The following is a 21,714-nucleotide window of genomic DNA, read 5'->3' as shown; positions in this document are numbered from 1 at the left end:
GCCCCTCCCCGCCTGCGCCACGCCCGCGGGCCCCTCGCGACCCTCGCCGCCCGGGCGACGCCGCCATGCCCGCCCGCAGGGCGCCTCCGGGCCGGGGACTCCGGCCCTCATGCGGAGTGCTCCAGCGCCTCGAGCACGTCGCGCTGGGGGCGCTTGCGGGTCATCGCCAGCAGCAGGCCCATGCCGATGCCGGCGGCGAGCAGGGACGAGCCGCCGTAGCTCACGAAGGGCAGCGTCATGCCCTTGGCGGGCAGCAGGCGGATGGCGACGCCCAGGTTGACGAAGGCCTGCAGGCCCACGAGCCCCGCCATGCCCGCGCCGGCGAGGCGGGCGAAGGGGTCGCGCTCCTCGGTCAGGCGGTAGAGGGCGCGGATCGGGATGAACAGGAAGAGGCCGATCACGATCACGCAGAGCACGAGGCCGTATTCCTCGGCCGCCACGGCGATGATGAAGTCGGTGTGCGCGTCGGGCAGGATGTTCTTGACCGAGCCCTCGCCGACGCCGACGCCGAAGAAGCCGCCCTCCTGGATGGCGTTGGTGGCGTAGCCGATCTGGGTGCGGGGATCGACCTCGGCCGCGAGGAACCCGTCGATGCGCCGCGCGAAGTGCTGGGAGTTCTCGTAGGCGAAGGCCCCCACCGCGGCGACGCCGCCGGCGATGCCCACCATCAGCGGCACCGAGGCGCCGGCCACGAAATACATGATCCCCCAGGTCGCCAGCAGCAGCGCCGCCTGGCCGAAGTCCGGCTGCAGCGCCAGCATCGCCGCGCAGCCGCAGGCGAGCAGGAAGCTCAGGAACTTGCCCGGAGGGCCCCGGCGGTCGAAGGTCGAGGCCATCACCCAGGCCGCGCAGCCCACGAAGGCGGGTTTCAGGAACTCCGACGGCTGAACGGTCAGCACGCCGAGCGAGACCCAGCGCACCGCGCCCTTGCCGAAGTCGGTGCCGATCATCGGCAGCGCGAGGCAGGTCAGCAGCGCGCCGACGAAGCCCATCACCGCGAGCCGGCGCACGGTCCTCACGTCCTGCATCGAGATGCCGACCATCAGCGCCACGCCCAGCGTGGCGAAGGCCGCCTGGCGGATCACGAAGTAGAAGGGCGGCAGGCCCAGCCGCTCGGCCAGCGGGGCCGAGGCCGCCATGCCCACCACCAGCCCGATCACGATCAGGCCGAGCACCGCGCCCACCGTCCAGCGGTCGACGGTGCGCCACCAGCGGGTCAGGATCGGCTCCGAGGAGCGGGCGGCGGCGACGTGGCCGAAGACCATCTCGGTCATGCGGGATCCTCCTGCAGGTCGGACAAGCCGGCGGCGCGGCGGGCGAGGGCGCGGAACGCGTCTCCGCGGTGTTCGAAGCTCTTGAACTGGTCGAAGCTGGCGCAGGCGGGGGAGAGCAGCACGGCCTCTCCCGGCTGCGCGTCCGCCGCGGCGCGGGCGACGGCGGTCTCGAGGTCGCCGCACATCACGTGGGGCGTGTCGCCCAGCGTCTTCGCGAACGCCTCCGCCGCCTCGCCGATCAGGTAGGCGCAGGCGACCCGGTCGAAGAGCGGGACGAGCGGGGCGATGCCGCCGGCCTTGGGCACGCCGCCGGCGATCCAGCGCACGCGGGGCCAGGCGAGCAGCGCCTTCTCGGCCGCGTCCGCGTTGGTGGCCTTGGAGTCGTTGACGAAGGCGACGCCGTCCTTCTGCGCCACCAGCTCCAGCCGGTGCGGCAGGCCCGGGAAGGTCTTCAGGGCCGCCTCGATGGCCCGCGGCGCGAGGCCCAGCGCCCGGCAGGCCGCCCAGGCGGCGCAGGCGTTCTGGTGGTTGTGGGCGCCCTTCAGGGTCGCCAGCTCCCGCAGGTCGACCGAGGCGACCTGCTTGCCCTTGCGCGTCTCCGCCAGGAACCCCTTGCGGGCGGTCACGGCCCAGGCCTCGCCCGGCAGCTTGCGGGTCAGCGACAGGCCGATGACCCCGTCGTCCTCGCCGCCCCTGCCCCGCACCCGGTCGGCGAGGAACCGGCCCTCGGGCTCGTCCATGCCGATCACGGCGCGCTCGGGGGCGCCGGCCTCGAAGAGGCGGGCCTTGGCGGCGAAATAGCCGCCCCGCCCGCCGTGGCGGTCGAGGTGGTCGTCGGAGAGGTTGAGGAACACCGCCACGTCGGGCGCCAGCGTGCGGGCGAGCTCGATCTGGTAGGAGGAGAGCTCCAGCACCAGCACCTCGCCGTCGTGGAAAGGCTCGAACCCCAGCACGCCGAGGCCGATGTTGCCGCCGACCTGCGCGGGGGTCCCGGCAGCCTCGAGGATATGGCCGATCAGGGCGGTGGTGGTCGACTTGCCGTTGGAGCCGGTGATGCAGACCACGCGCGGCGGCTCGTCGAAGCTGTCGAAGTCCTCGTCGGCCAGCGCCCGGAACAGCAGCCCCACGTCGTTGTCGACCGGCACGCCATGGGCCCAGGCCTGCTCCACCGCCTTGTGCGGGGCGGGGTAGAGCGCGGGGATGCCGGGCGACACGCAGAGCAGCGCGAGCCCCGCCTCCCAGGCCCGCTCGCGCCCGAGGTCGGCGATCTCGAACCCTTCGGCCTCGGCGGCGGCGCGGGCGGCCTCGCCGTCGTCCCAGCAGACCGGGACCGCGCCGCCGGCCGCAAGCGCCCGGGCGGCGGCGAGGCCGGAGCGGCCGAGGCCCAGGACGCCCACCCGGGCGCCGTCGAAGCCGGGAACGGGGATCATGCGGCGGCCTCCAGCGCGCCGAGCCGGGCCTCGAGCCAGTCCGCCCGCTCCGCCACCGGCAGGCGGGGGAGCGGCTCGGTCCGGTAGCCCTCGGCGGGGTAGCGGGTTTCGAGGTGGTCGTGCTCGGCCACGGCCGCCGGGAGGTCCAGGCGACGCTCGGCGTCCGGGCGGTGCAGCTCGGGCCAGGGCGGGGCGAGGAAGACGGGGCCGTCGTAGCGGCGGGCGGCGAGTTCGGCGGCCATCGCCGGGGGAACCGGCAGGCCCGCCCGCTCCAGCGCCGCGACGGCGTCGAGGATCGAGCGGTCGAAGAGGGTGGCGGAGGGGCGGGAGAGCGCCGCCTCGTGGTCCTGGGCGGCGCGGGCGGCGCAGAGCTCGGCGAAGCGGGTCAGGTTCTCCCAGGGCAGGCCGTCGCCGCCCTGCTCCGTCTCCTCGCGCACCACCTCGCGGCCGGGCTCGGGCGCCACCGCCCAGCCGCGGGCGGCCAACTCGGCCAGCAGCGTGGACTTGCCGCCGCCCGAGCAGCCCGAGATGACGAAGAGACGGGGCCCGCGCGCCATGATCTCCCTACCGCAGCTTCAGGGTGGCGAGGCCGACCAGCGCCAGGATCACCGAGATGATCCAGAACCGGATCACGATGGTGGGCTCCTGCCAGCCGAGCTTCTCGAAGTGGTGGTGGATGGGCGCCATCAGGAACACCCGCTTCTTGGTCATCTTGTAGTAGCCGACCTGGATGATGACCGACATCGCCTCCACCACGAAGAGGCCGCCGATCACCGCCAGCACGATCTCGTGCTTGGTGGCCACCGCGATGGCGCCGAGGCCCCCGCCCAGCGCCAGCGAGCCGGTGTCGCCCATGAACACCTGCGCCGGCGGGGCGTTGAACCACAGGAAGCCCAGGCCCGCCCCGATCAGCGAGGCGGCGAAGACCGCGATCTCGCCGGTGCCGGGAACGTAGGAGAGGCCGAGGTATTCGGTGAAGTCGGTGCGGCCGACGACATAGGCGATGAAGCCGAGCGCAGCGCCGGCGATCATCACCGGCATGATGGCGAGGCCGTCGAGCCCGTCGGTCAGGTTGACCGCGTTGGCCGCGCCCACGATCACCAGCATGGCGAACGGGTAGAACAGGATCCCGAGGTCGATCAGCAGGTCCTTGAAGATCGGCAGGGCCAGCGCGCCCGAGAGCGGCGCGGGCTGCAGCCAGACGGTGGCGAGCGCGGCGCAGAGCGCGATGGCGAAGCCCGCGCCCAGCCGGATCCTGCCCGGCACGCCCTTCACGTCGAACTTCGAGACCTTGAGGTAGTCGTCCGCGAAGCCGATGGCGCCGAAGCCCGCCACCACCAGCACCACGACCCAGACGTAGCCCTCCGACAGGTCGGACCACAGCAGGGTGGAGAGCAGCAGCGAGAACAGGATCAGCACGCCGCCCATGGTGGGGGTGCCGGTCTTGGTCAGCAGGTGCCCCTCGGGCCCGTCGGCGCGAATCGGCTGGCCCTTCTTCTGCATCCGGCGCAGGGCGTTGATGATCGGGTTGCCGAAGCCGAAGCTCAGGAACAGCGCCGTCAGGAACGCGCCGCCCGACCGGAAGGTCAGGTAGTTGAAGAGGTTGAACACGTCGCCGCCCTGCGAGAGGGGGGTGAGCAGGTGATACAGCATCAGGCGTCGGGTCCTTCGTCCTCGCCGTCGGGGAGCTCGGGCGCGGGGCGGCCGAGCGCCTTCACGGCCGCGACCACGCGCGCCATCCGCGCGCCGAGCGAGCCCTTCACCATGACCACGTCGCCGGCGTCAAGCAGGCGGCGGACCTCGCGCGCCATGACCTCGCTGTCCGGGGCGTGGCGGCCGCGGCGCTCGGACGGCAGGGCGTCGTGGAGGGCCTTCATCAGCGGGCCGACGGTGTGGACGCGGTCGAGCGCGGCCATGGCGGGGTGGCGCGCGAGGCCCTCGTGCAGCGCGATCTCGTCGGGGCCCAGTTCCAGCATGTCGCCCAGGATCGCGATCTTGCGGCCCTTCACGTGGCGGCCGAACCCGTCCTCGGGGGCGGAGGCGGCCAGCACCTCCAGCGCCGCGCCGACGGAGGTGGGGTTGGCGTTGTAGCTTTCGTCGACCAGGTGCACCGCGCCGTCGAGGCCGGCGGTGTCGAGCGCGATGCGCCAGCGGCTGCCGCGCCCGTCGGGGGCGTGCCAGGCGCCCAGCGCGAGCGCCGCGCGGGCGGGGTCCGCGCCCAGCGCCTCGACCGCCAGCAGCACGGCGAGCGCGTTCATCGCGAAATGCTTGCCCGGGGCGCCGATCTTGACCAGCGCGTTGCGCCCGTGGATGCGCGCGGTCAGCGTCGTGCCCCCCGGCCCCGGCGCCGCCTTGAGCATCCTGGCCGAGCAGCGGGGCGAGGAGCCGAAGCGCAGGATCGTCTTCACCCCCACCTTGCGGGCGCGCCGGGCGAGCCGCGCGTAATGGGGATTGTCGCGGGGCAGGACCGCGGCGCCGCCGGGCTCCAGCCCCTCGAGGATCTCGGCCTTGGCGAAGGCGATCTCGGCCTCGGAGCGGAAGTGGGCCATGTGCACCGGCGCGACCGTGGTGATCAGCGCCACATGGGGGCGGGCGAGCTTCGTCAGCGGGCGGATCTCCCCGGCATGGTTCATGCCGATCTCGATCACCGCGAATTTCGTGGCCTTCGGCATCCGCGCCAGCGTCAGCGGCACGCCCCAGTGGTTGTTGTAGCTCTTCTCGGCCGCGTGGGTGGCGCCCTGGGGCGCGAGGGCGGCGCGCAGCATCTCCTTGGTGGAGGTCTTCCCCACGGACCCGGTGACGGCGACCACCCTGGCTTTCGTGCGGGCGCGGGCGGCGGCGCCGAGCGCCTCCAGCGCGGCCAGCGTGTCGTCGACCAGCAGCAGGGGCGCGCTTTCGTCGAGGCCCTCGGGGATGCGGGAGACGAGGGCGGCGGCGGCGCCCGCCTCCAGCGCCCCGGCGACGAAGTCGTGGCCGTCGCGCACGTCCCTGAGGGCGACGAAGAGGTCGCCTTTCTCCACCGCGCGGCTGTCGATGGAAACGCCCGTGGCGTCGAAGGCGCGCGTGGCGCGCCCGCCGGTGGCGGCCTCGGCCTCGGCGCTGGTCCAGAGCGTGGTCATGCGTCCCCCGTATCGTCTTCCGCGTCCAGCACCTGGACGGCGGCGCGCGCCTGTTCGGCGTCGTCGAACGGGATCACCTCGTGACCGACGATCTGGCCGGTTTCATGACCCTTGCCGGCGATCAGGAGACGATCCTGCGGCCCGAGCATGTCGACCGCGCTCAGGATCGCCTCGGCCCGGTCGCCGATCTCCATCGGGGCGGGGTCGGCGCCCTGCGCCCCCGCCATAACCTGCGCGCGGATCGCGGCGGGGTCCTCCGAGCGGGGGTTGTCGTCGGTCACCACCGCGACGTCGGCCGCGAGCGCCGCGCGCCCCATCAGCGGCCGCTTGCCCGCGTCCCGGTCGCCGCCGGCGCCGAACACCACCACCAGCCGCCCGGGCGTATGGAGCCGCAGCGCGGCGATGGCGGTCGCGAGGCTGTCGGGCGTGTGGGAATAGTCGACGTAGACCCGCGCGCCGTTGGCCCGCGTCGCCACATGCTCCATCCGCCCCTTCACGCCGGTCAGCTTCGGCAGGGCGGCGAAGACGGCCCGCGGATCCTCCCCGCAGCCGATGGCGAGCGCCGCGGCCATCAGGGCGTTCTCCCCCTGGAAGGCGCCGACGAGGGGCAGTTCGGCCTGGAAGGTCTCTCCCTCCCAGGAGAACTGCAGGGTCTGGCCGGTCTCGTGGAACTGGGCCGAGAGCAGGCGCAGGTCGGCGATCTCGGCCCGGCCCACGGCGATCAGGCGCTGTCCGCGGGCGCGCACGATCTCGGCCGCGCGCGGGAACGAGGGGTCGTCGGCGTTCAGCGCGGCGGTCCCGTCGGCGGGCAGCACCCGCGCGAAGAGGCCGAGCTTCGCCTGCAGGTAGTCCTCGGGCGTGGGGTGATAGTCGAGGTGGTCGCGGGTGACGTTGGTCAGCCCCGCCGCGCGCAGCCGCACCCCGTCGGCGCGGTGCTGGGCGAGGCCGTGGGAGGAGGCCTCGATCGCCGCCCGCTCGACGCCGAGGCCCGCGAGCTCCGCCAGCAGGGCGTGCAGGGTCAGCGGATCGGGGGTGGTCAGGCCGCCGGGGCGGTCGACCGCGCCCTCGACGCCCACGGTCCCGATGTTCACCGCGCGGCGGCCCAGATGCGTCCAGAGCTGGCGCAGGAAGCTCGCGACCGAGGTCTTGCCGTTGGTGCCCGTGACGGCGGCGACCGCCTCGGGTTGCGCCGCGAAGAACGCCGCCGCGGCCCGCGCCAGGGCCAGACGCGGCGCCTCGGTCACCGCCAGCGGCAGGCCGGCGGCGGGCACCTCGCGCCCCTCCGACAGCCACAGGGCGCGGATGGTCTCGGCCCCCTCGGGCGAGCACACGACGATGGGGGAGCCCATACGCAACGCGAACGGCGCGAACTCGGCGCCGTCCACGGTCCCCTGCAACGCAAAGAACACGATGCCCGGCCCCGCCTTCCGGCTGTCGGAGGCGAGGCCGAGGATCTCGGTCGCCGGGGACACGCCCGGCGCAGGAGGAAGCCCGAGGGAGGCGAGCGTCGCCATCCCCGGCCTCAGCGGCTCGCGACCTGGCGGACGCCGCCGGGTCCCTCGCCCTCGGCGGGCTCCTCGGCCTGCGGACGCATGCCCAGGATCGGGGCGATGCGGGTCAGGGCTTCCTTGACGGTGGGGGCGGCGGTCCAGCCGGCGGTGCGCCAGCGGCGGCCGTATTTCTCGGTCCAGCCCTCGTCGAGCGTCACCACGATGACGTAGGCGGGATCGTGGGCGGGGAACACGCCCGCGAAGGTCGCCAGCACCTTGGTCTTGTCGTAGCCGACGCCGTTGCGCCGCGGCTTCTCGGCCGAGCCGGTCTTGCCGCCCAGGAAATAGCCCTTCACCTCGGCGTTCTTGCCGGTGCCCTCGGTCACCACCGCGCGCAGCATGTCGCGCATCGCGGCCGAGGTCGCCTCGGAGATCACCCGGTCGCCCTCGTCCGGCCCCGGCGCGCCGGCGAGCAGCGTCGGCGTGACCTTCAGCCCGCCGTTGGTGACGGTGGCGTAGGCCGCCGCCAGGTGCAGCGGCGTGACCGCGAGCCCGTGGCCGTAGGAGATGGTCATGGTCGAGATCTCGGACCACCGCGGCGGCGCCAGCGGAACCGCGCGCCCGGCCTCCGAGAGCTCCACGGGCGTCGGATCCAGCAGGCCGAGACGCTCGAGGTATTCGCGCTGGCGCTTGGCGCCGATCTGCAGCGCGAGGCGGGCGGAGCCGGTGTTCGAGCTCTCGATGATCACGTCGCGCAGGGTCATGCGCGCCGGCATCTTGTGGGCGTCCGAGATCCGGAACCGTCCCCAGAACATCGGGCCGGAGGTCTCGATCATCGTCTGGGGCGTGGCGAGGCCCGTCTCCATCGCCATGGCGGCGTTGAAGATCTTGAAGGTGGAGCCGAGCTCGTAGACCCCCTGCGCCGCCCGGTTGAAGGTGGCGTAGTCGTCGGGCAGGCCGCTGGTCGGGGGCGGGGGGCGGTCGTTGGGATCGAAGTCGGGCAGCGAGGCCATCGCGATCACCTCGCCGGTGTTCGCGTCCATCACCACGCCGGCCGCGCCGCGGGCGTGGAACTTCTCGACGTTGTCGCGCAGCACGTCGGTGAAGGCGCGCTGCACGCGCATGTCGATGGACAGGCGCATCGGCTCGGAGGCGCGGGCGGGGTCGCGCAGCGCCTCGTCGAGCTTGGCCTCGACGCCGCCGACGCCCACGATCTCGGCCGCGGTCACGCCCTCCTTGCCGAAGGAGGCGCCGCCGAGGATGTGGGCGGCGAGCCGCCCGCCGGGATAGACGCGCATGTCGCGCCGGCCGAACTGCAGGCCCGGGTCGCCGATGTCGTGGACCATCACCCGCTGGGCCGGGGTGATCGCCTTCTTCAGCCACAGGAACCGGCGCCCGTCGTTGAACTGGCGCATCAGGTCCTCGGCCTTCATGTCCGGGAAGATCGCGGCCAGCTTGTCGGCGGCGCCTTGCTTGTCGAGCAGCTCCTCGGGGTGGGCGTAGAGGGACCAGACGGGAATGTTGGCGGCCAGCAGCTCGCCGTTGCGGTCGGTGATCTCGGCGCGGGCGGCGGAGAAGGGGGCGGAGAAGGAGGCGCGCGGCTCCTCGGGCTCGGAACCCGCGATCAGCGCCATGCGGCCGGCGACCGAGGCGTAGGCGAGCAGGAAGGCGAAGCACAGCAGGTGCAGCCGCCAGCGGGCGCGGGCGCGCTCCTGCGCCGCGGTGCGGCGGCGGCGGTCGGCGCGCCGCGCGGCGGCCTCGGCGTTGGGGTCCACGCCCTCGCGCCGGGCGGCGATGACGTCGGCGAGCCGCGCGCCCTCGGGGCCGTGGGAGTGCTCGGGGCCGCCGGGATCGACGTCGAACTGCAGCGAGTCGGCGCCGGCGCCGGCGCCGTAGACGACGCCGTCGGAGGGCGCCTCCCCGAACGGCTCGCGTCCCCCGGGGTCGCGGGGGACGAGGGCGCCGGCGGCGGGATCGTGGGGGTCGACGTGGGACGAGGACATGACGGCTCTCCGGCTCAGCGTCGGACGGGGCGGGGCGGGGGCGGCGAGACGCCGAGCGCGACGGCGTCGCGTCCGGCGAGCGCGGCCATGGTCACCGGCGCCTCGGCGGCGGCGAGCGCGGGGACCGCGGGGGGCGTCGCCAGGGCGGGGGGCTCGGGCGTGGGGATCAGCTCGGCGGGCGCGACGGCCAGCGCCGCCAGCGGCGCCTGGGCGGGCTCGGGCGCGGGGCCCGGCGCGCGCGGGGGCGGGGGCTGGAAGGCGACCGCCGCGGCCTCGCCGAACTGCACCGGCGTCAGGGGCTGGAGGGCCAGCTCCTCGGCATGCAGCGCCACCAGGCGGTCCAGCCGCTCTGGCCGGTTCAGCCAGGCCCACTCGGCGTGCAGCACCGCGATCGCCTCGCGCTCGCGGGCGATCTGGGCGTGCAGGGCCTCGACCTCGGCGGCGAGGTCCTGGGTGTCGTTGATCACCCGGTAGGCCCAGATCGCCACCACGCAGACCAGCGCGAGAGCGGAGACGTAGAGAAGCGAGCGCATCATCGCCCGACCTCCTTGAGCGTGGCGACGGTCAGCCCGGGCAGGCCCAGGCCGTGCGGATCCATCGGCGCCGCGGGGGCGTCCGTGCGCCGGCCGGCGCGAAGCCGGGCGGAGCGGGCGCGCGGGTTGCGGGCGAGCTCCGCCTCCCCGGCCTCGACGGGCCGGCGGGAGAGCAGGTCGAAGCGCGGCGCGGCCGTCTCCTCGACCGGCGCGTGACGCGAGCCGCCGCCCCCGGCGCCGCCGGAGCGGGCGGCGAACCAGCGCTTCACGACGCGGTCCTCGAGGGAGTGGAAGGTGACCACCGCCAGCACGCCGCCCGGGGCCAGCGCCCGCTCGGCCGCGGCGAGGGCGCGGGCGAGTTCGCCCAGCTCGTCGTTGACCGCGATGCGCAGCGCCTGGAAGGAGCGGGTGGCGGGATGCGGCTGGCCGGGCTTGGCGCGCGGCAGGCAGGCGGAGATGATCTCGGCCAGCGCCAGGGTGGTGCGGATCGGCCCGGCCTCGCGCGCCGCCGCGATGGCTTTCGCGATGCGGCGGGAGGCGCGCTCCTCGCCGTACTGGAACAGGATGTCGGCCAGCGCCGCCTCGGGCAGCGTGTTGACCAGGTCGGCGGCGGAGGGGCCGTCGGCCTCCGCCCCCTCCATGCGCATGTCGAGCGGGCCGTCGCGCAGGAAGGAGAAGCCGCGGCCGGGCTCGTCGAGCTGCATGGAGCTGACGCCGATGTCGAGGACCACGCCGGCGAGCGGCGCGGCGCCGGCCTGCTCGGCCAGCGCGTCGAGGTCGCCGAAGCGGCCCTCGACCAGCGCCAGGCGGTCGCCGTAGGCGCCGGCCCAGGCCCGGGCGCGGAGGAGCGCGGAGGGGTCGCGGTCGACCGCCACCACCCGGGGCGCGCCCGCGTCGAGGATCGCGCGGGTGTAGCCCCCGTCGCCCAGCGTGCCGTCGAGGATCGCGCCCTTCGCCTGCGCGGGATCGAGGGCGGCCAGCACCTCGGCCAGCAGCACCGGCAGGTGGCCCTGCCCCGGCGCGGTCGAGGCCGGGGGCGGCGCGATCGGACCGCGCGGGCGGTCGGCGGGGAGCATCACGGCGACGGTCACGGCGCGGCCCCCGGCGGATCCCAGGGCATGGCCGCGAGCGCGTCGAAGTCCTCGTCGTCGTCGAGCGGGGCGATGAATTCGTCGTAGCGGGCCCTGGACCAGATCTGGAAGCTCTCGCCCGCGCCCACGAAGGCCACGTCGCCGCCCAGGTCGAAGCGGTCGCGCATCTCCTTGGGCAGCACGATGCGGCCGTTGTCGTCGAGCTGCAGCGGCAGCGCGCGGCCCATCAGGCGATACTCCAGCTTGCGGCGGTTGGGGTCGGAGGGGTGCATCCGCGAGACCGCGGCGGACATCCGCTGGTATTCGTCGGGCGCGTAGCCCTCGACGCAGTTCTTGTCACGGAAACCGGGAACGAGCACGATGTTGCCCTCGGCGTTGCGAAGCTCGAGCGCCTTGCGCCAAAGGGCGGGTATGGAGACACGACCCTTCGTGTCCACCTTGTTGAAGAAACTGGACGTGAACTGCTGCCACATGGGCCGCTTGTCCCCTCACGTCGGAAGGACAGCCGAAAAGGAAAAGCGGGCCGCGCTTGCCTCATGCGCGACCCGCCCCGTCGTCCCTCGGGTGTTCTTCCAGCTTCGCGCCGTCACTTGATGCGCCGTGTCACGCGCCGGTTTAGTTCTTGGTATTAGAGAGTTGCCTGTATGAACCTGCTTGCGGGCTCTTTGTTTGTTCTCTCTGCCTCTGGGAATTTTTCTAGCATGGGATTCCGTGGGCATCAACGGGAAACTCACCCACCTCTCGCCACTTTGGGACGACCCTGTGACCATGGCCAGATGTGGTGGGGCCATCCGCAGCAGGGGCCATATATGGTTTCCGCACCCCCATCCGGCCGTGGCGCCCAGGCCACGCCGGGGACCGCGGCCCCCCGAATTCCCGGGAATCTGGGCGATCGGACCATGATTTCCCCGGCCGGTGGGGCGAATCCCCACGAGTCGGAAGGGCGCCGCCCCATGGAATCCCATTTTTCGCGATTCGACGGGCCGGAGGTCCGAAACGCCGCCGTTCGGCGGCCCTGGAGGCCCGAAACGCCCCCGGGCGCGCGAAACGCGGGTCCCGGGGGCGGAGCTCGGCGGCGGACGGCCTGTAGGCCGGGTTTTGTCCAGGGTCCGAAGACCCCTGGGCGACCATTCATCTGGACCCGCGCTCGCGCACGGGTTCTCGCGATCCACCACGGCCGCGGGGGCGAAGGCGACCCCCTGCGCATCGAAGCGCGCGCGACCCAACTTGATCTTGCTCCCGGCGGGGCTTGCCGTGCCGTCCCTGTCGCCAGGGACGCGGTGGTCTCTTAAACCGCCGTTTCACCCTTGCCGCGGCGGCCCCGAAAGGCGCGCCGGGCGGTCTGTTTTCTGTGGCGCTTTCCCTCGGGTTTCCCCGGCCGGGCGTTACCCGGCGCCGTGCCTCCGTGGAGCCCGGACCTTCCTCGGCCCCCGCCCGCCTGCGCGAGGGGAACCGCGGCCGCCCGGCCATCCGCCGGGGGCGCTTATGGCGCCGCCGCGTCGCGCGCGCAAGCGCGCTGCACCAGGGGCGCCCGCACGCGCACGCGCGGAGATCAGGGGGGAGCGCGCCGCCGCTACTCGGTGTCGAGGTCGAAGTCGGGCCCGAGGTCCGCGTCCCCCTCCCCCGGCCGCGGGGCCGAGACATGGACGCGCCCCGAGGGGCTCGGCGGCGCGTAGGAGGAGCGGCGCTGGCCCGCGTCGACCGGATGCCGCTCGGCCATCTCGGCCACCCGCGCGGCGAGGCGGTGGCTGGCCGGGGCGCCGGTCTCGTCGGGGGCGAAGCGCATCTGCAGGGCGCGGACCAGGTCGGCGAAGCCCTCCGCCGTCTCCTGCCAGCGGTAGCCGAGCTTCAGGCCGTGCACGCCCAGCAGGGTCTCGGGCGGCAGGAAAGGGAGCGGGTCGGGCGCCTCGGCGTCCGACCACACCGCGTGGCCGGCGCGGGCGAGGCGCCGCCACGGGAACTTCTCGCCGGGGTCGATCTTGCGCCCCACCGCCACGTCCGAATGGCCCAGCACCCGCGCCGGCGGGATCGCCCAGCGCAGGCGGATGGCGAAGAGCAGGCGCTCCAGCGCCTCGATCTGCGCCTCGGGGAACGGCGGCAGGCCGCCCTCCGGCCCCGGGTTGGCGAGCTCGATGCCGATGGAGTGGGAGTTCACGTCCTCCACCGGCCCCCAGGCCGAGACGCCCGCGTGCCAGGCGCGGCGCATCTCCGAGACCAGGCGGAAGGTGCCGCCGGTCTCGTCGATCAGGTAGTGGGCCGAGACCTCGGCGGCCGGGTTGCACAGGCGGGCCAGCGCCAGGGCCGCCGAGCTCATGTTGGTGTAGTGGATGACGATCATGTTCGGCGCCGCCACGCCCTTGCGCGGGCCGTGGTTGGGCGAGGCGAGCTCGACGATCTCCGGCGGCGCGGGGGCGCGGCGGAGCGGCCGCGGGGGCGCATCGCCCCCGGCCTGGCGGCTCGGGTCGTCGTCGGTCATCGCGCGGACTTTTCGTGGACGCTCGCGGCGGGCATTGTGGGCTCCGGTTCCCCCTGGGGGGATGACATCATCGGGGGGCGGCGATGTCGAGCCCGCTCGCGAACCGCGTCGATCCGTCCGGCGTGATCCAGGCCGTTCCCGTCCGCGGCACGCTGATGGGCAACCGCGGGGGGCGGATCCACCTGCCCGCGGACCCGGCGAGCGGCGAGGGGCCGCGGCTGGGCCCGCGCCGCTGGGCCTCGCGCCAGTGGATCTGCTGCGTGCTGGCCTTCAAGGGGCGGCGGCGGCAGGTGATGGGGGCGGGCTATACGGAGCTCTTCTTCCTCGACGAGGCCACCGCGCTCGCCGCCGGCCACCGCCCCTGCTTCGAGTGCCGCCGCGCCGAGGCGGCGGCCTTCGCCGAGGCCTGGGCGCGCGCCCACGCCCTGCCCGCGCGGCCGAGGGCGCCGGAGATGGACCGCGTCCTGCACGCCCAGCGCCTCGGGACGCGCCTCCGCAGCCCGGCCCGGTCCCTGCCCGACGGGGCGATGGTGCTGATCGACGGCGCCCCGGCCCTGACGCTCGCCGGCGCCCTGCGGCCCTGGGGGTGGGAGGGCTACGCCGCCCCCCGCCCCCTGCCCCGCGGCGAGGTCGAGATCCTGACGCCCCCCGCGATCGTGCGCACGCTCGCGGCCGGCTACCGCCCGCGGCTGCATCCCTCTCTGGCGTAGAGCGGCGAGGGTCGGGCGCCCCGGCCCATGGGCGCCCTGCGGGCGGGCTTGGGCCCGCGGCCGGCCTCGCGCCCGGAGCCGTTCCGCGCAGCGCCGGCGGCGAGGCCGCGCCCGCGCCCGGCGCGCCGGGGTGGGCGGGCGGGAGGCGCGCCGGGCGCGGGCGCGGCCGGTCAGGGGCGCGCGGCCCCGGGGCTCGGTCGCGCCGGCGCTCAGTCGCGCCGGGGCTTCGACCCGCGGCCGGTCGGGCCGCCGCCGCGCGGACCGCGCCCGCCGGAGGGACCTTCGCCCCGGGGCTTGCCCCCGCGCGGTCCCTCGGCCCGCGGCCCACGGCTGGACCGCGCGCCGTCGGCCCGCGGCCCGCGCCCGGCGGGTCCGGCGTCCGAACGGGGCCCGCGGCCGGCGGGGCCGCCCTCGGAGCGGGGCCCGCGGCCGGCAGGGCCGCCCTCGGACCGGGGCCCGCGGCCGGAGGGGGCGCCCTCGGCGCCGCGGGAGGAGAACGTGCGACCGCCGGGCGCCTCGGATCCGCGCGCGGGGAAGCGGCGGCCGGCCGGCGCCTCGCCGTCCTCGGAGGCGCGGCCGCCGCGGCGGGCGGGCCGGCCGCCGGCCGCATCCTCGCAGCGGCGCGGGGCGGGCTTGGCCCCGGCGGCGTCCTCGGAGCGGCGCGGGCCGGGCTTGCGGCCGGCGGGCGCCTCGGCGCGGCGCGGCGCGGGCTTGGCGCCGCGGGCGGCGGGGGCGGGCTTGGCGCCGCGGGCCGCGGGGGCGGGCTTGCCGGCGCCGCGGGGCGCGGCGGGCGCGCCCTCGGCCCCGGGCCGGGCGCCGGACGGCGCCCCGGCGGCGGGTTTCGCGCCGCGCGGCGCGGGGCGCTCGACCTCCGCCGCGGGCAGGCCGAGCTGGTCGCGCAGGACCTTGGGGCGGATCTCCTCGACCTGACCCGGCTCCATGTCGCCCAGCAGGAACGGGCCGTAGCTGACCCGGATCAGGCGCGAGACCTCGAAGCCCACCGCCGCCAGCGCCCGGCGCACCTCGCGGTTGCGGCCCTCGCGCAGGCCCACCGTCAGCCAGGCGTTGGCGCCCTGCTGGCGGTCGATCACGACGCTCATCGGCTGGAAGCGCTCGCCCTCCACCTCGACGCCGCGGCGCAGCGGCTCCAGCGCCTTGTCGTCCGGCGCGCCGTGGACGCGCACGCGGTACTTGCGCAGCCAGCCGGTCGAGGGCAGCTCCAGCCGCCGCTTCAGGTCGCCGTCGTTGGTCAGCAGCAGCAGGCCCTCGGAGTTGAGGTCCAGCCGCCCCACCGACAGCACCCGCGGCAGGTCCTCGGGCAGACGCTCGAACACCGTCGGGCGGCCCTTCTCGTCGGCCTCCGAGGTGACCAGGCCCACGGGCTTGTAGTAGCGCCACATCCGCGGGGCCTCGGCCTCGGCGATGGCGACGCCGTCGAGCTCCACCCGGTCGGAGGGCTTCACGTTGAAGGCGGGCGTGTCCACCGGCTCGCCGTTCACGCGCACGCGGCCGGCGAGGATGATCTCCTCGGCCATGCGGCGCGAGGCGACGCCGGCGCGGGCGAGGCGGCGGGCCAGCCGCTCGGTCCGCGGGCCGGTGGGGACCTCGGGCGCGGGCGCGGCGGCGCGGGCGCGCGCGGCGCCGCCCTTGCCGCCGGTCGCGCGCGGGGCGCCGCCGGCCTTCGCCTTGCCGGAAGGACGCGCGGGGCCGCGGGGCGGGCGGCCGGAGCCGGAGTCGGAATCGTTGCTCATCGCCGGCTTATCGCAGCGGACGCGCCCGGACGGAAGCGGTTCCGCGCGCCCGGGCCTGCGCATGCCGCTGGCCGCGCGCGCCCGGGCTTGCGATAAGCCCTGCCATGAGCACCCTGCGCACCCTGCGGCTGGAAGGGCGGCCTGTCCGCCCGCGCGACGCGGCCTTCGCCGCGGCGCTGTTCGGGCGGTCGGAGATCGCCCGCTGGACCGGCGACGACGCGCCCTGGAGCCGCGCCCAGGCCGCGGGCCGCGCGCGCGCCTTCGCCGGCCACTGGACCGCGCACGGCTTCGGCCTTCGCCTGTGGCGCGACCGGGAGGGGCCGGCGGGGGTCGCGGGCCTGCAGTTCTGCGTGCTGGAGGGGGCGGCGGCGATCGAGGCCTCCTTCGCCTTCGCGCCCGAGCGCTGGGGCCAGGGCCTCGCGGCCGAGGCGATGGCCGCCGCGCTCGCCGAGGGGGCGGGCATCTGCGCCGAGGTCCAGGCCGTGGTGCGCGAGGGCAACGCCCCCGCCGTGGCGCTGCTGCGCCGGCTGGGCTTCGTCGAGCGGGCCTCGACGCTCGCGGGCCTGCGCCGCTTCGCCCGGGCGACGGGCCCCGCGGCGGAGGCCGGCCTGTGACCCGCTCGCCCTTCGCCTCGCGCATGGAGGCGGCGCTGGCCCAGGCCCGCGCCGCCGCCGCCCGCGGCGAGACGCCGGTGGGCGCGGTGCTGGTCGACCGCGCCACCGGCGAGATCCGCGCCGCCGCCGGCAACCGGGTGCGCGAGCTGCACGACCCCACCGCCCATGCCGAGATCCTGGCGATCCGCGAGGCCTGCGCGGCGCTCGGCTCCGAGCGTCTGCCCGGCCACGACCTGTGGGTGACGCTGGAGCCCTGCGCGATGTGCGCCGCCGCCATCGCCGGCGCCCGGATCGAGCGGGTCTATTTCGGCGCGCCCGACCCCAAGTCCGGCGGGGTCGAGCACGGGGCCCGGGTCTTCGACCACCCCCAGGCCCACCACCGGCCCGAAGTCTACGGCGGCCTCGCCGAGACCGAGAGCGCGGCGCTGCTGCGGGCGTTCTTCGCCGAGCGTCGGCGGGACTGAACGGCGGGACCGGGCGGATGGGCCCCGGTCCCTCACGGGCCGGCCGAGGCCTTCATCAGCGCCACCCCCGCCAGGATCAGGCCGGCGGCGAGGCCGCGCAGCAGGCTCGGCGCCTCGCCCGCCAGCGTCATGCCGGCGAGCACCGCGCCCAGCGCGCCGATGCCGGTCCAGATCGGGTAGGCGACGCCCAGCGGCAGGATGCGCAGCGCCTGCGCCAGCAGCGCGAGGCTGCCCAGCAACGCCGCCGCGGCGAGAAGGCTGGGCGCGAGGCGCGTCAGCCCGTCGGATTGCTTGAGGGCCGCCGCCCAGACGATTTCGAGGATGCCGGCGGCGACGAGAAGGACCCAGGCCATGGGACTCTCCCAACCGCCGGGTCGTCCCGGCGGATCGGAAGAGGGGCGGCGGTCGTCCGCCGGCGGCCTATCTGGGTCAGGGGGCGCCGGGAGGCAAGGCCCGTCACGGCCGACTCCCGCTCTGGCGACCGTTGGTCGCCACCCCGCCCCCGACCTGCCGCCCCAGGCCGACGGCCGGCCGCCTCCGGCCCACGCCCGCTCATGCACAGGCAAAGGGCCGCGCGGGTGCGGCCCGCGCGGCCCTTTCGGCCCCTGCGCTCCTCCCCCCGGGGAGGAGGCGCGATCAGAGCTCGATCGCCTTCATCACCTCGGGCTCGACCACGTCGACGCCCGGCAGGCCCTTCCTGAGCTCCTCGGCGTCCTGGGCGAGCAGCGGGAAGGTCTTGTAGTGGCAGGGGATCACGGTCTTGAACTTGAAGAACTTCTTCGCCGCGTAGGCCGCCCGCTTCATGTCCATGGTGAAGTGGCCGCCGCAGGACAGGATGCCGATGTCGGGCTGGTGGAGGTCCTGGTAGACGGCCATGTCGGCCATCACGTCGGTGTCGCCGGAGAAATAGACCGTCTTGCCCTCGCCCGAGATCATGAAGCCCGCCTCGGTGCCGGCGTAGCCCAGCCCGGCGAGCGACGAGGAATGCCGCGCGCCGACCAGCGTCACCGAGACGTCGCCCAGCGAGACGGTGCCGCCGAGGTTGAAGCCGACCGTCTCCAGCCCCTCCTTCTCGGCGAGGTGGCCGACGAGCTCGAAGATGCCCACCACCTTGGCGCCGGTGGTCCTGGCGACCTCGACGGCGTCGTTGGCGTGGTCGAAATGGCCGTGGCTGAGCAGCAGCGCGGTGGCGCCCTTGGTGGCGGCCTCGACGTTGGATTCGTCGAACATCGGGTTCCCGTGCAGCCACGGGTCGATCAGCAGGACCTGGTCCGCGATCTCGATGCGGAAGCCGGAATGCCCCAGCCAGGTGATTTTCATGATCGTCTCCTCCTCGCCTGTCGCGTCGCCGTCGGGCCTCGGGGGCGGACCGACGCGGGCCCGAGTCATGACGCAGAGCCGGCCGAAGCGAAAGGCCGGATGCGCCGCCCCCGGCGCCCGCGGCGCCGGCGCGCCGCAGCCCTCACCTAGGCCGGCGCGCCGCCGGGGCCAGCGCGGCGGCCGGGCGCAGGCGCAACGCGCGGGGAGGGACCGGAGGCCGATCGCGGGCCGTTCACGAACCCGATCGCCGCCGCTCGCGCGGCCGTGAGCGGGGGCGTTCGAACGCGGCCGATATGACACATTCAAAACCGCGCCCTCGCGGAAAGCGTAGCGATCCCATGGACAAACCGCGCGCCCGCCCCAAAGAGTCCGGCGCGACCCGCGGCGCGAGCGACCGCGGGACGGCCCCGGCGGCGGGGCCGCAGGCGGCAGCAGCGGGGAAGGGTCGGCGCGCATGACGGACTGGACGGCCACGATCGACGCCTATTGCGAGCGGCTGGACCCCTCCTTCTGGGCGGAGCCTCTGAACGCGGTCTCGAACCTGGCCTTCATCCTGGCCGCGGCCTGGGCCTGGATCGTCGCCCGGCGCGAGGGGCGCGACGACGACTGGGCGGTGCGCGCGCTGTGCGCGGTGCTGTTCGCGATCGGCGTCGGCTCGTTCCTGTTCCACACCCTGGCGAACCGCTGGTCGGCGATGGCCGACGTGCTGCCGATCATGGTGTTCATCCTGCTCTACCTCCATCTCGCCGTGATCCGTTACCTGGAGCTGCCGGTCTGGGCGGGCGCGGCGATCGCGGCCGCCTTCGTGCCGGTCTCGGCAGTGCTGGAGTCGTGGCTGACCCCGGCGCTGGGGCGGCTGAACGGCTCGATCGGCTACGTGCCGACCTTCCTGACCCTGTGCGGCTTCGCGGTGCTTCTGGGCCTGCGCGACCATCCCGCCTGGCGGGGCCTGGCGGGGGCGGCGGCGCTGCTGACGCTGTCGCTGACCATGCGCACGCTCGACGCCCAGGGCGGCGCGGTCTGCGAGGCGTTCCCGGCGGGCACCCACTGGGGCTGGCACCTGCTGAACGGGACCCTGCTGGGCGTGCTGATCGTGGCCTTCGTCCACCACGGCGAGCGCGCGGCCCCCGGGGACGACGCGGGCGAGGGCGACGCCGCGCGGGTTGCGCGCAACGGGGCGTCGGGCTAGAGCGGGGCCGAGAAATCCCCGCCCGCAATCCCTCCGACGGAGCCCTTTTCCCATGTCCATCGACAAGGCCACCGCCGCCCGCGTCGCCCACCTGGCCCGCATCCGGGTGAAGGACGAGGACCTGGAGACGCTCGCCGCCGAGCTCTCGGGCATCCTGGGCTGGGTCGAGCAACTGGGCGAGGTGGACGTGGAGGGGGTCGAGCCGATGACCTCGGTCACCCCCATGGCCCTGCGCCGGCGCGAGGATGCGGTCACCGACGGCGGCATCCGCGACAAGGTGCTGGCCAACGCCCCCGCCACCCGCGAGGGCTTCTTCGCCGTTCCCAAGGTGGTGGAGTGAGCCGCGCGCAAGCCTTCGCCTGAGGCTCCGCACGCGCCCCCGCCCCCTGCCCCGCCCGATCGCCCGAGAGACCGCATGTCCGACCTGACCCGCCTGACCATCGCCGAGGCCCGCGCCAAGCTCCGCGCCCGCGAGATCACCTCCGTCGAGCTGACCGAGGCCTGCCTCGCCGCCGTCGACGCCGCCGACGCCCTGAACGCGGTCAGCGCCAAGACCCCTCAGAAGGCCCGCGAGATGGCCGCCGCCGCCGACGCGCGCTTGTCGGCCGAGGGCGAGGGCGCGCCGTCGCTGTGCGGCATTCCGCTGGGCATCAAGGACCTGTTCTGCACCGAGGGCGTCGCCTCCCAGGCCGCGTCCAACATCCTCGAGGGGTTCCGGCCGCCCTACGAATCCACCGTCACCGCCCGCCTGTGGGAGCGCGGCGCGGTGATGGTCGGCAAGCTGAACATGGACGAGTTCGCGATGGGCTCGTCGAACGAGACCTCGTGCTACGGGCCGGCGGTGAACCCGTGGCGGGCCAAGGGCTCCAACCGGGACCTGACGCCGGGCGGGTCGTCCGGCGGCTCCGCCTCGGCGGTCGCGGCGGAGCTGTGCCTGGGCGCGACGGGCACCGACACCGGCGGCTCGATCCGCCAGCCGGCCGCCTTCACCGGCATCGTGGGCGTGAAGCCCACCTACGGGCGCTGCTCGCGCTTCGGGATCGTGGCCTTCGCCTCCTCGCTCGACCAGGCGGGGCCGATGGCCAAGACCGTGCGGGACGCGGCGATCATGCTCGAGGGGATGGCGGGGTTCGATCCCAAGGACTCCACCTCGGCCGACCTCGCGGTGCCCGACTTCGAGGCGGCCCTGACCGGCGACATCCGCGGCAAGACCATCGGCATTCCGAAGGAATACCGCATGGAGGGGATGCCGGCCGAGATCGACGCCCTGTGGGACCGCGGCGCGCAGATGCTGCGGGACGCGGGCGCGAAGACGGTGGAGATCTCGCTTCCCCACACGAAATACGCCCTGCCCGCCTATTACGTGATCGCCCCGGCGGAGGCGTCCTCGAACCTCGCGCGCTACGACGGCGTGCGCTTCGGGCATCGCGCGAAGCTGGGCGCGGGCGACGCGATCGTGGACCTTTACGAGAAGAGCCGGGCCGAGGGCTTCGGGCCGGAGGTGCAGCGGCGGGTGATGATCGGCGCCTACGTGCTGTCGGCGGGCTATTACGACGCCTACTACCTGCGCGCCCAGAAGGTCCGCACCCTGATCAAGCGCGACTTCGAGCAGGCGTTCGAGACGGTGGACGCGATCCTGACGCCCGCCACGCCCTCGGCCGCCTTCGGGATCGGCGAGATGGCGGACGCGGACCCGGTGGCGATGTATCTCAACGACGTGTTCACGGTGACGGTGAACCTCGCCGGCCTGCCCGGCGCGGCGGTGCCGACGGGGGTGGACTCCTCGGGCCTGCCGCTCGGCCTGCAGATCATCGGCAAGCCCTGGGGCGAGGCGGAGATGCTCGACATCGCCTATGCGCTCGAGCGTTCGGCCGGCTTCACCGCGCGGCCCGACCGCTGGTGGTGAGCGCGGACCCGGCCTGAGCGGCGGGGGCGAGGGCGCGCCGGACCGGCTCCAGCGACCGCCCGCCCCGCGGAGCAGGTCCTGCGCCCGGTTCCGGGCGGTTCGCCCCGTCGTCGACGCCTCCGCCCCCGGGCGGGGGTGTCGTCGGTTTCGGGGGCGCCTCAAGGCGTCCGAACCGGTGGGACCGGGGGGCGCGGGCCCCGGGCGAGAAGGCCGGCGGGACGCCGGGGGACGCGGGCCGCGGGCGCCTCCGCCGCCGGCCTTCGCGCCCCGAAGATTAGCCGCGCATGAACGCCCTGTCGGTTTCCGCGCCGCACGGGCCCCGACGGCGCCCTGAGGCGCTCCGG

General features: G+C 75.1%; 20 protein-coding genes and 1 other RNA gene. 6 read left to right on the top strand and 15 right to left on the bottom strand.

The window, feature by feature from the left end; genetic code table 11:
* Positions 1-107: 107 nt before the first annotated feature.
* From BM064_RS03855 to BM064_RS03800, 12 genes are all read right to left on the bottom strand, one after another.
* Positions 108-1,274, bottom strand: a complete 1,167-nt coding sequence (locus tag BM064_RS03855) for a peptidoglycan glycosyltransferase FtsW (RefSeq protein ID WP_092858069.1) — start codon at positions 1,272-1,274, stop codon at positions 108-110.
* Positions 1,271-2,704, bottom strand: coding sequence for a UDP-N-acetylmuramoyl-L-alanine--D-glutamate ligase (gene murD, locus BM064_RS03850; protein WP_092858067.1), 1,434 nt, complete (start codon positions 2,702-2,704; stop codon positions 1,271-1,273). Before murD ends, BM064_RS03855 begins: the two co-directional genes overlap by 4 nt.
* A complete protein-coding gene (locus BM064_RS03845) occupies positions 2,701-3,261 on the bottom strand; it encodes an AAA family ATPase (RefSeq protein WP_092858065.1) in 561 nt (186 codons plus the stop codon). The genes murD and BM064_RS03845 overlap by 4 nt, the downstream gene beginning before the upstream one ends.
* Before the next feature lie 7 nt (positions 3,262-3,268).
* Positions 3,269-4,354: a phospho-N-acetylmuramoyl-pentapeptide-transferase gene (gene mraY, locus BM064_RS03840; RefSeq protein ID WP_425426143.1), complete on the bottom strand. Its 1,086-nt coding sequence runs from the start codon at positions 4,352-4,354 to the stop codon at positions 3,269-3,271.
* 2 nt (positions 4,355-4,356) lie between these two features.
* Complete coding sequence (locus BM064_RS03835; RefSeq protein ID WP_092858061.1) at positions 4,357-5,823, bottom strand: UDP-N-acetylmuramoyl-tripeptide--D-alanyl-D-alanine ligase; 1,467 nt, start codon at positions 5,821-5,823, stop codon at positions 4,357-4,359.
* Entirely contained in the window at positions 5,820-7,337 is a 1,518-nt protein-coding gene (locus tag BM064_RS03830) for a UDP-N-acetylmuramoyl-L-alanyl-D-glutamate--2,6-diaminopimelate ligase (RefSeq protein WP_092858059.1), read from the bottom strand. Before BM064_RS03830 ends, BM064_RS03835 begins: the two co-directional genes overlap by 4 nt.
* An 8-nt stretch (positions 7,338-7,345) precedes the next feature.
* Positions 7,346-9,316 (bottom strand): peptidoglycan D,D-transpeptidase FtsI family protein, encoded by a 1,971-nt coding sequence (locus BM064_RS03825; protein ID WP_092858057.1) that lies wholly within the window; start codon positions 9,314-9,316, stop codon positions 7,346-7,348.
* Positions 9,317-9,330: 14 nt separating this feature from the next.
* Positions 9,331-9,852, bottom strand: a complete 522-nt coding sequence (ftsL, locus tag BM064_RS03820; RefSeq protein ID WP_092858055.1) for a cell division protein FtsL — start codon at positions 9,850-9,852, stop codon at positions 9,331-9,333.
* Positions 9,849-10,940 carry a 16S rRNA (cytosine(1402)-N(4))-methyltransferase RsmH gene (rsmH, locus tag BM064_RS03815; protein WP_245779044.1) on the bottom strand — a complete coding sequence of 364 codons (1,092 nt, stop codon included), beginning with the start codon at positions 10,938-10,940 and terminating at the stop codon, positions 9,849-9,851. Before rsmH ends, ftsL begins: the two co-directional genes overlap by 4 nt.
* Positions 10,937-11,413, bottom strand: coding sequence for a division/cell wall cluster transcriptional repressor MraZ (locus tag BM064_RS03810; RefSeq protein ID WP_092858053.1), 477 nt, complete (start codon positions 11,411-11,413; stop codon positions 10,937-10,939). Before BM064_RS03810 ends, rsmH begins: the two co-directional genes overlap by 4 nt.
* 598 nt (positions 11,414-12,011) lie before the next feature.
* Positions 12,012-12,414, bottom strand: an RNA gene (rnpB, locus tag BM064_RS03805) — RNase P RNA component class A.
* A 99-nt stretch (positions 12,415-12,513) separates the two neighbouring features.
* Entirely contained in the window at positions 12,514-13,416 is a 903-nt protein-coding gene (locus tag BM064_RS03800; protein WP_092858051.1) for an N-acetylmuramoyl-L-alanine amidase, read from the bottom strand.
* Positions 13,417-13,499: 83 nt separating this feature from the next.
* Between BM064_RS03800 and BM064_RS03795 the strand changes: the two genes are divergently transcribed.
* On the top strand, positions 13,500-14,126 hold the full coding sequence (locus BM064_RS03795; protein WP_092858049.1) for a hypothetical protein: 627 nt from the start codon (positions 13,500-13,502) through the stop codon (positions 14,124-14,126).
* A 209-nt stretch (positions 14,127-14,335) separates the two neighbouring features.
* On the opposite strand, the gene BM064_RS03790 is transcribed toward BM064_RS03795, so the two are convergent.
* The gene (locus BM064_RS03790; protein WP_092858047.1) at positions 14,336-15,877 is read right to left on the bottom strand and encodes a pseudouridine synthase; all 1,542 of its coding nucleotides are present in this window, start codon (positions 15,875-15,877) and stop codon (positions 14,336-14,338) included.
* A gap of 104 nt (positions 15,878-15,981) precedes the next feature.
* Here BM064_RS03790 and BM064_RS03785 point away from each other — a divergent pair, with 104 nt between their 5' ends.
* Both BM064_RS03785 and BM064_RS03780 read left to right on the top strand, forming a co-directional pair.
* Positions 15,982-16,491, top strand: a complete 510-nt coding sequence (locus tag BM064_RS03785; RefSeq protein ID WP_092858045.1) for a GNAT family N-acetyltransferase — start codon at positions 15,982-15,984, stop codon at positions 16,489-16,491.
* 23 nt (positions 16,492-16,514) lie between these two features.
* On the top strand, positions 16,515-16,955 hold the full coding sequence (locus BM064_RS03780) for a nucleoside deaminase (RefSeq protein ID WP_092858781.1): 441 nt from the start codon (positions 16,515-16,517) through the stop codon (positions 16,953-16,955).
* A gap of 32 nt (positions 16,956-16,987) precedes the next feature.
* Here the strand turns inward: BM064_RS03780 and BM064_RS03775 are convergent, their stop codons facing one another.
* Both BM064_RS03775 and BM064_RS03770 read right to left on the bottom strand, forming a co-directional pair.
* Complete coding sequence (locus BM064_RS03775; protein WP_092858043.1) at positions 16,988-17,308, bottom strand: DMT family transporter; 321 nt, start codon at positions 17,306-17,308, stop codon at positions 16,988-16,990.
* Between the two features lie 283 nt (positions 17,309-17,591).
* Positions 17,592-18,275 carry a metal-dependent hydrolase gene (locus BM064_RS03770; RefSeq protein ID WP_092858041.1) on the bottom strand — a complete coding sequence of 228 codons (684 nt, stop codon included), beginning with the start codon at positions 18,273-18,275 and terminating at the stop codon, positions 17,592-17,594.
* Between the two features lie 454 nt (positions 18,276-18,729).
* On the opposite strand from BM064_RS03770, the gene BM064_RS03765 reads away from it, so the two are divergent.
* The 3 genes from BM064_RS03765 (at position 18,730) to gatA (ending at position 21,370) form a co-directional block, all read left to right on the top strand.
* Complete coding sequence (locus BM064_RS03765; protein WP_092858039.1) at positions 18,730-19,464, top strand: ceramidase domain-containing protein; 735 nt, start codon at positions 18,730-18,732, stop codon at positions 19,462-19,464.
* A gap of 52 nt (positions 19,465-19,516) precedes the next feature.
* Positions 19,517-19,804: an Asp-tRNA(Asn)/Glu-tRNA(Gln) amidotransferase subunit GatC gene (gene gatC, locus BM064_RS03760; protein WP_092858037.1), complete on the top strand. Its 288-nt coding sequence runs from the start codon at positions 19,517-19,519 to the stop codon at positions 19,802-19,804.
* A 75-nt stretch (positions 19,805-19,879) separates the two neighbouring features.
* On the top strand, positions 19,880-21,370 hold the full coding sequence (gene gatA, locus BM064_RS03755) for an Asp-tRNA(Asn)/Glu-tRNA(Gln) amidotransferase subunit GatA (RefSeq protein ID WP_092858035.1): 1,491 nt from the start codon (positions 19,880-19,882) through the stop codon (positions 21,368-21,370).
* Positions 21,371-21,714 lie beyond the last annotated feature (344 nt).

The sequence above is a fragment of the Albimonas pacifica genome (genome assembly GCF_900113695.1).
GTDB classification, from domain to species: domain Bacteria; phylum Pseudomonadota; class Alphaproteobacteria; order Rhodobacterales; family Rhodobacteraceae; genus Albimonas; species Albimonas pacifica.
The sequence above is the reverse complement of the archived record's forward strand: the minus strand, read 5'-3'. Positions and strand labels throughout refer to the sequence as shown.

Excerpts from the sequence above, each read along its gene's own strand:
- BM064_RS03855 (WP_092858069.1), bottom strand. The coding sequence starts at position 1,274 with ATGACCGAGATGGTCTTCGGCCACGTCGCCGCCGCCCGCTCCTCGGAG.
- murD (WP_092858067.1), bottom strand. The coding sequence starts at position 2,704 with ATGATCCCCGTTCCCGGCTTCGACGGCGCCCGGGTGGGCGTCCTGGGC.
- BM064_RS03845 (WP_092858065.1), bottom strand. The coding sequence starts at position 3,261 with ATGGCGCGCGGGCCCCGTCTCTTCGTCATCTCGGGCTGCTCGGGCGGC.
- BM064_RS03835 (WP_092858061.1), bottom strand. The coding sequence starts at position 5,823 with ATGACCACGCTCTGGACCAGCGCCGAGGCCGAGGCCGCCACCGGCGGG.
- BM064_RS03830 (WP_092858059.1), bottom strand. The coding sequence starts at position 7,337 with ATGGCGACGCTCGCCTCCCTCGGGCTTCCTCCTGCGCCGGGCGTGTCC.
- BM064_RS03825 (WP_092858057.1), bottom strand. The coding sequence starts at position 9,316 with ATGTCCTCGTCCCACGTCGACCCCCACGATCCCGCCGCCGGCGCCCTC.
- ftsL (WP_092858055.1), bottom strand. The coding sequence starts at position 9,852 with ATGATGCGCTCGCTTCTCTACGTCTCCGCTCTCGCGCTGGTCTGCGTG.
- BM064_RS03810 (WP_092858053.1), bottom strand. The coding sequence starts at position 11,413 with ATGTGGCAGCAGTTCACGTCCAGTTTCTTCAACAAGGTGGACACGAAG.
- BM064_RS03800 (WP_092858051.1), bottom strand. The coding sequence starts at position 13,416 with ATGACCGACGACGACCCGAGCCGCCAGGCCGGGGGCGATGCGCCCCCG.
- BM064_RS03795 (WP_092858049.1), top strand. The coding sequence starts at position 13,500 with ATGTCGAGCCCGCTCGCGAACCGCGTCGATCCGTCCGGCGTGATCCAG.
- BM064_RS03790 (WP_092858047.1), bottom strand. The coding sequence starts at position 15,877 with ATGAGCAACGATTCCGACTCCGGCTCCGGCCGCCCGCCCCGCGGCCCC.
- BM064_RS03785 (WP_092858045.1), top strand. The coding sequence starts at position 15,982 with ATGAGCACCCTGCGCACCCTGCGGCTGGAAGGGCGGCCTGTCCGCCCG.
- BM064_RS03780 (WP_092858781.1), top strand. The coding sequence starts at position 16,515 with ATGGAGGCGGCGCTGGCCCAGGCCCGCGCCGCCGCCGCCCGCGGCGAG.
- BM064_RS03775 (WP_092858043.1), bottom strand. The coding sequence starts at position 17,308 with ATGGCCTGGGTCCTTCTCGTCGCCGCCGGCATCCTCGAAATCGTCTGG.
- BM064_RS03770 (WP_092858041.1), bottom strand. The coding sequence starts at position 18,275 with ATGAAAATCACCTGGCTGGGGCATTCCGGCTTCCGCATCGAGATCGCG.
- BM064_RS03765 (WP_092858039.1), top strand. The coding sequence starts at position 18,730 with ATGACGGACTGGACGGCCACGATCGACGCCTATTGCGAGCGGCTGGAC.
- gatC (WP_092858037.1), top strand. The coding sequence starts at position 19,517 with ATGTCCATCGACAAGGCCACCGCCGCCCGCGTCGCCCACCTGGCCCGC.
- gatA (WP_092858035.1), top strand. The coding sequence starts at position 19,880 with ATGTCCGACCTGACCCGCCTGACCATCGCCGAGGCCCGCGCCAAGCTC.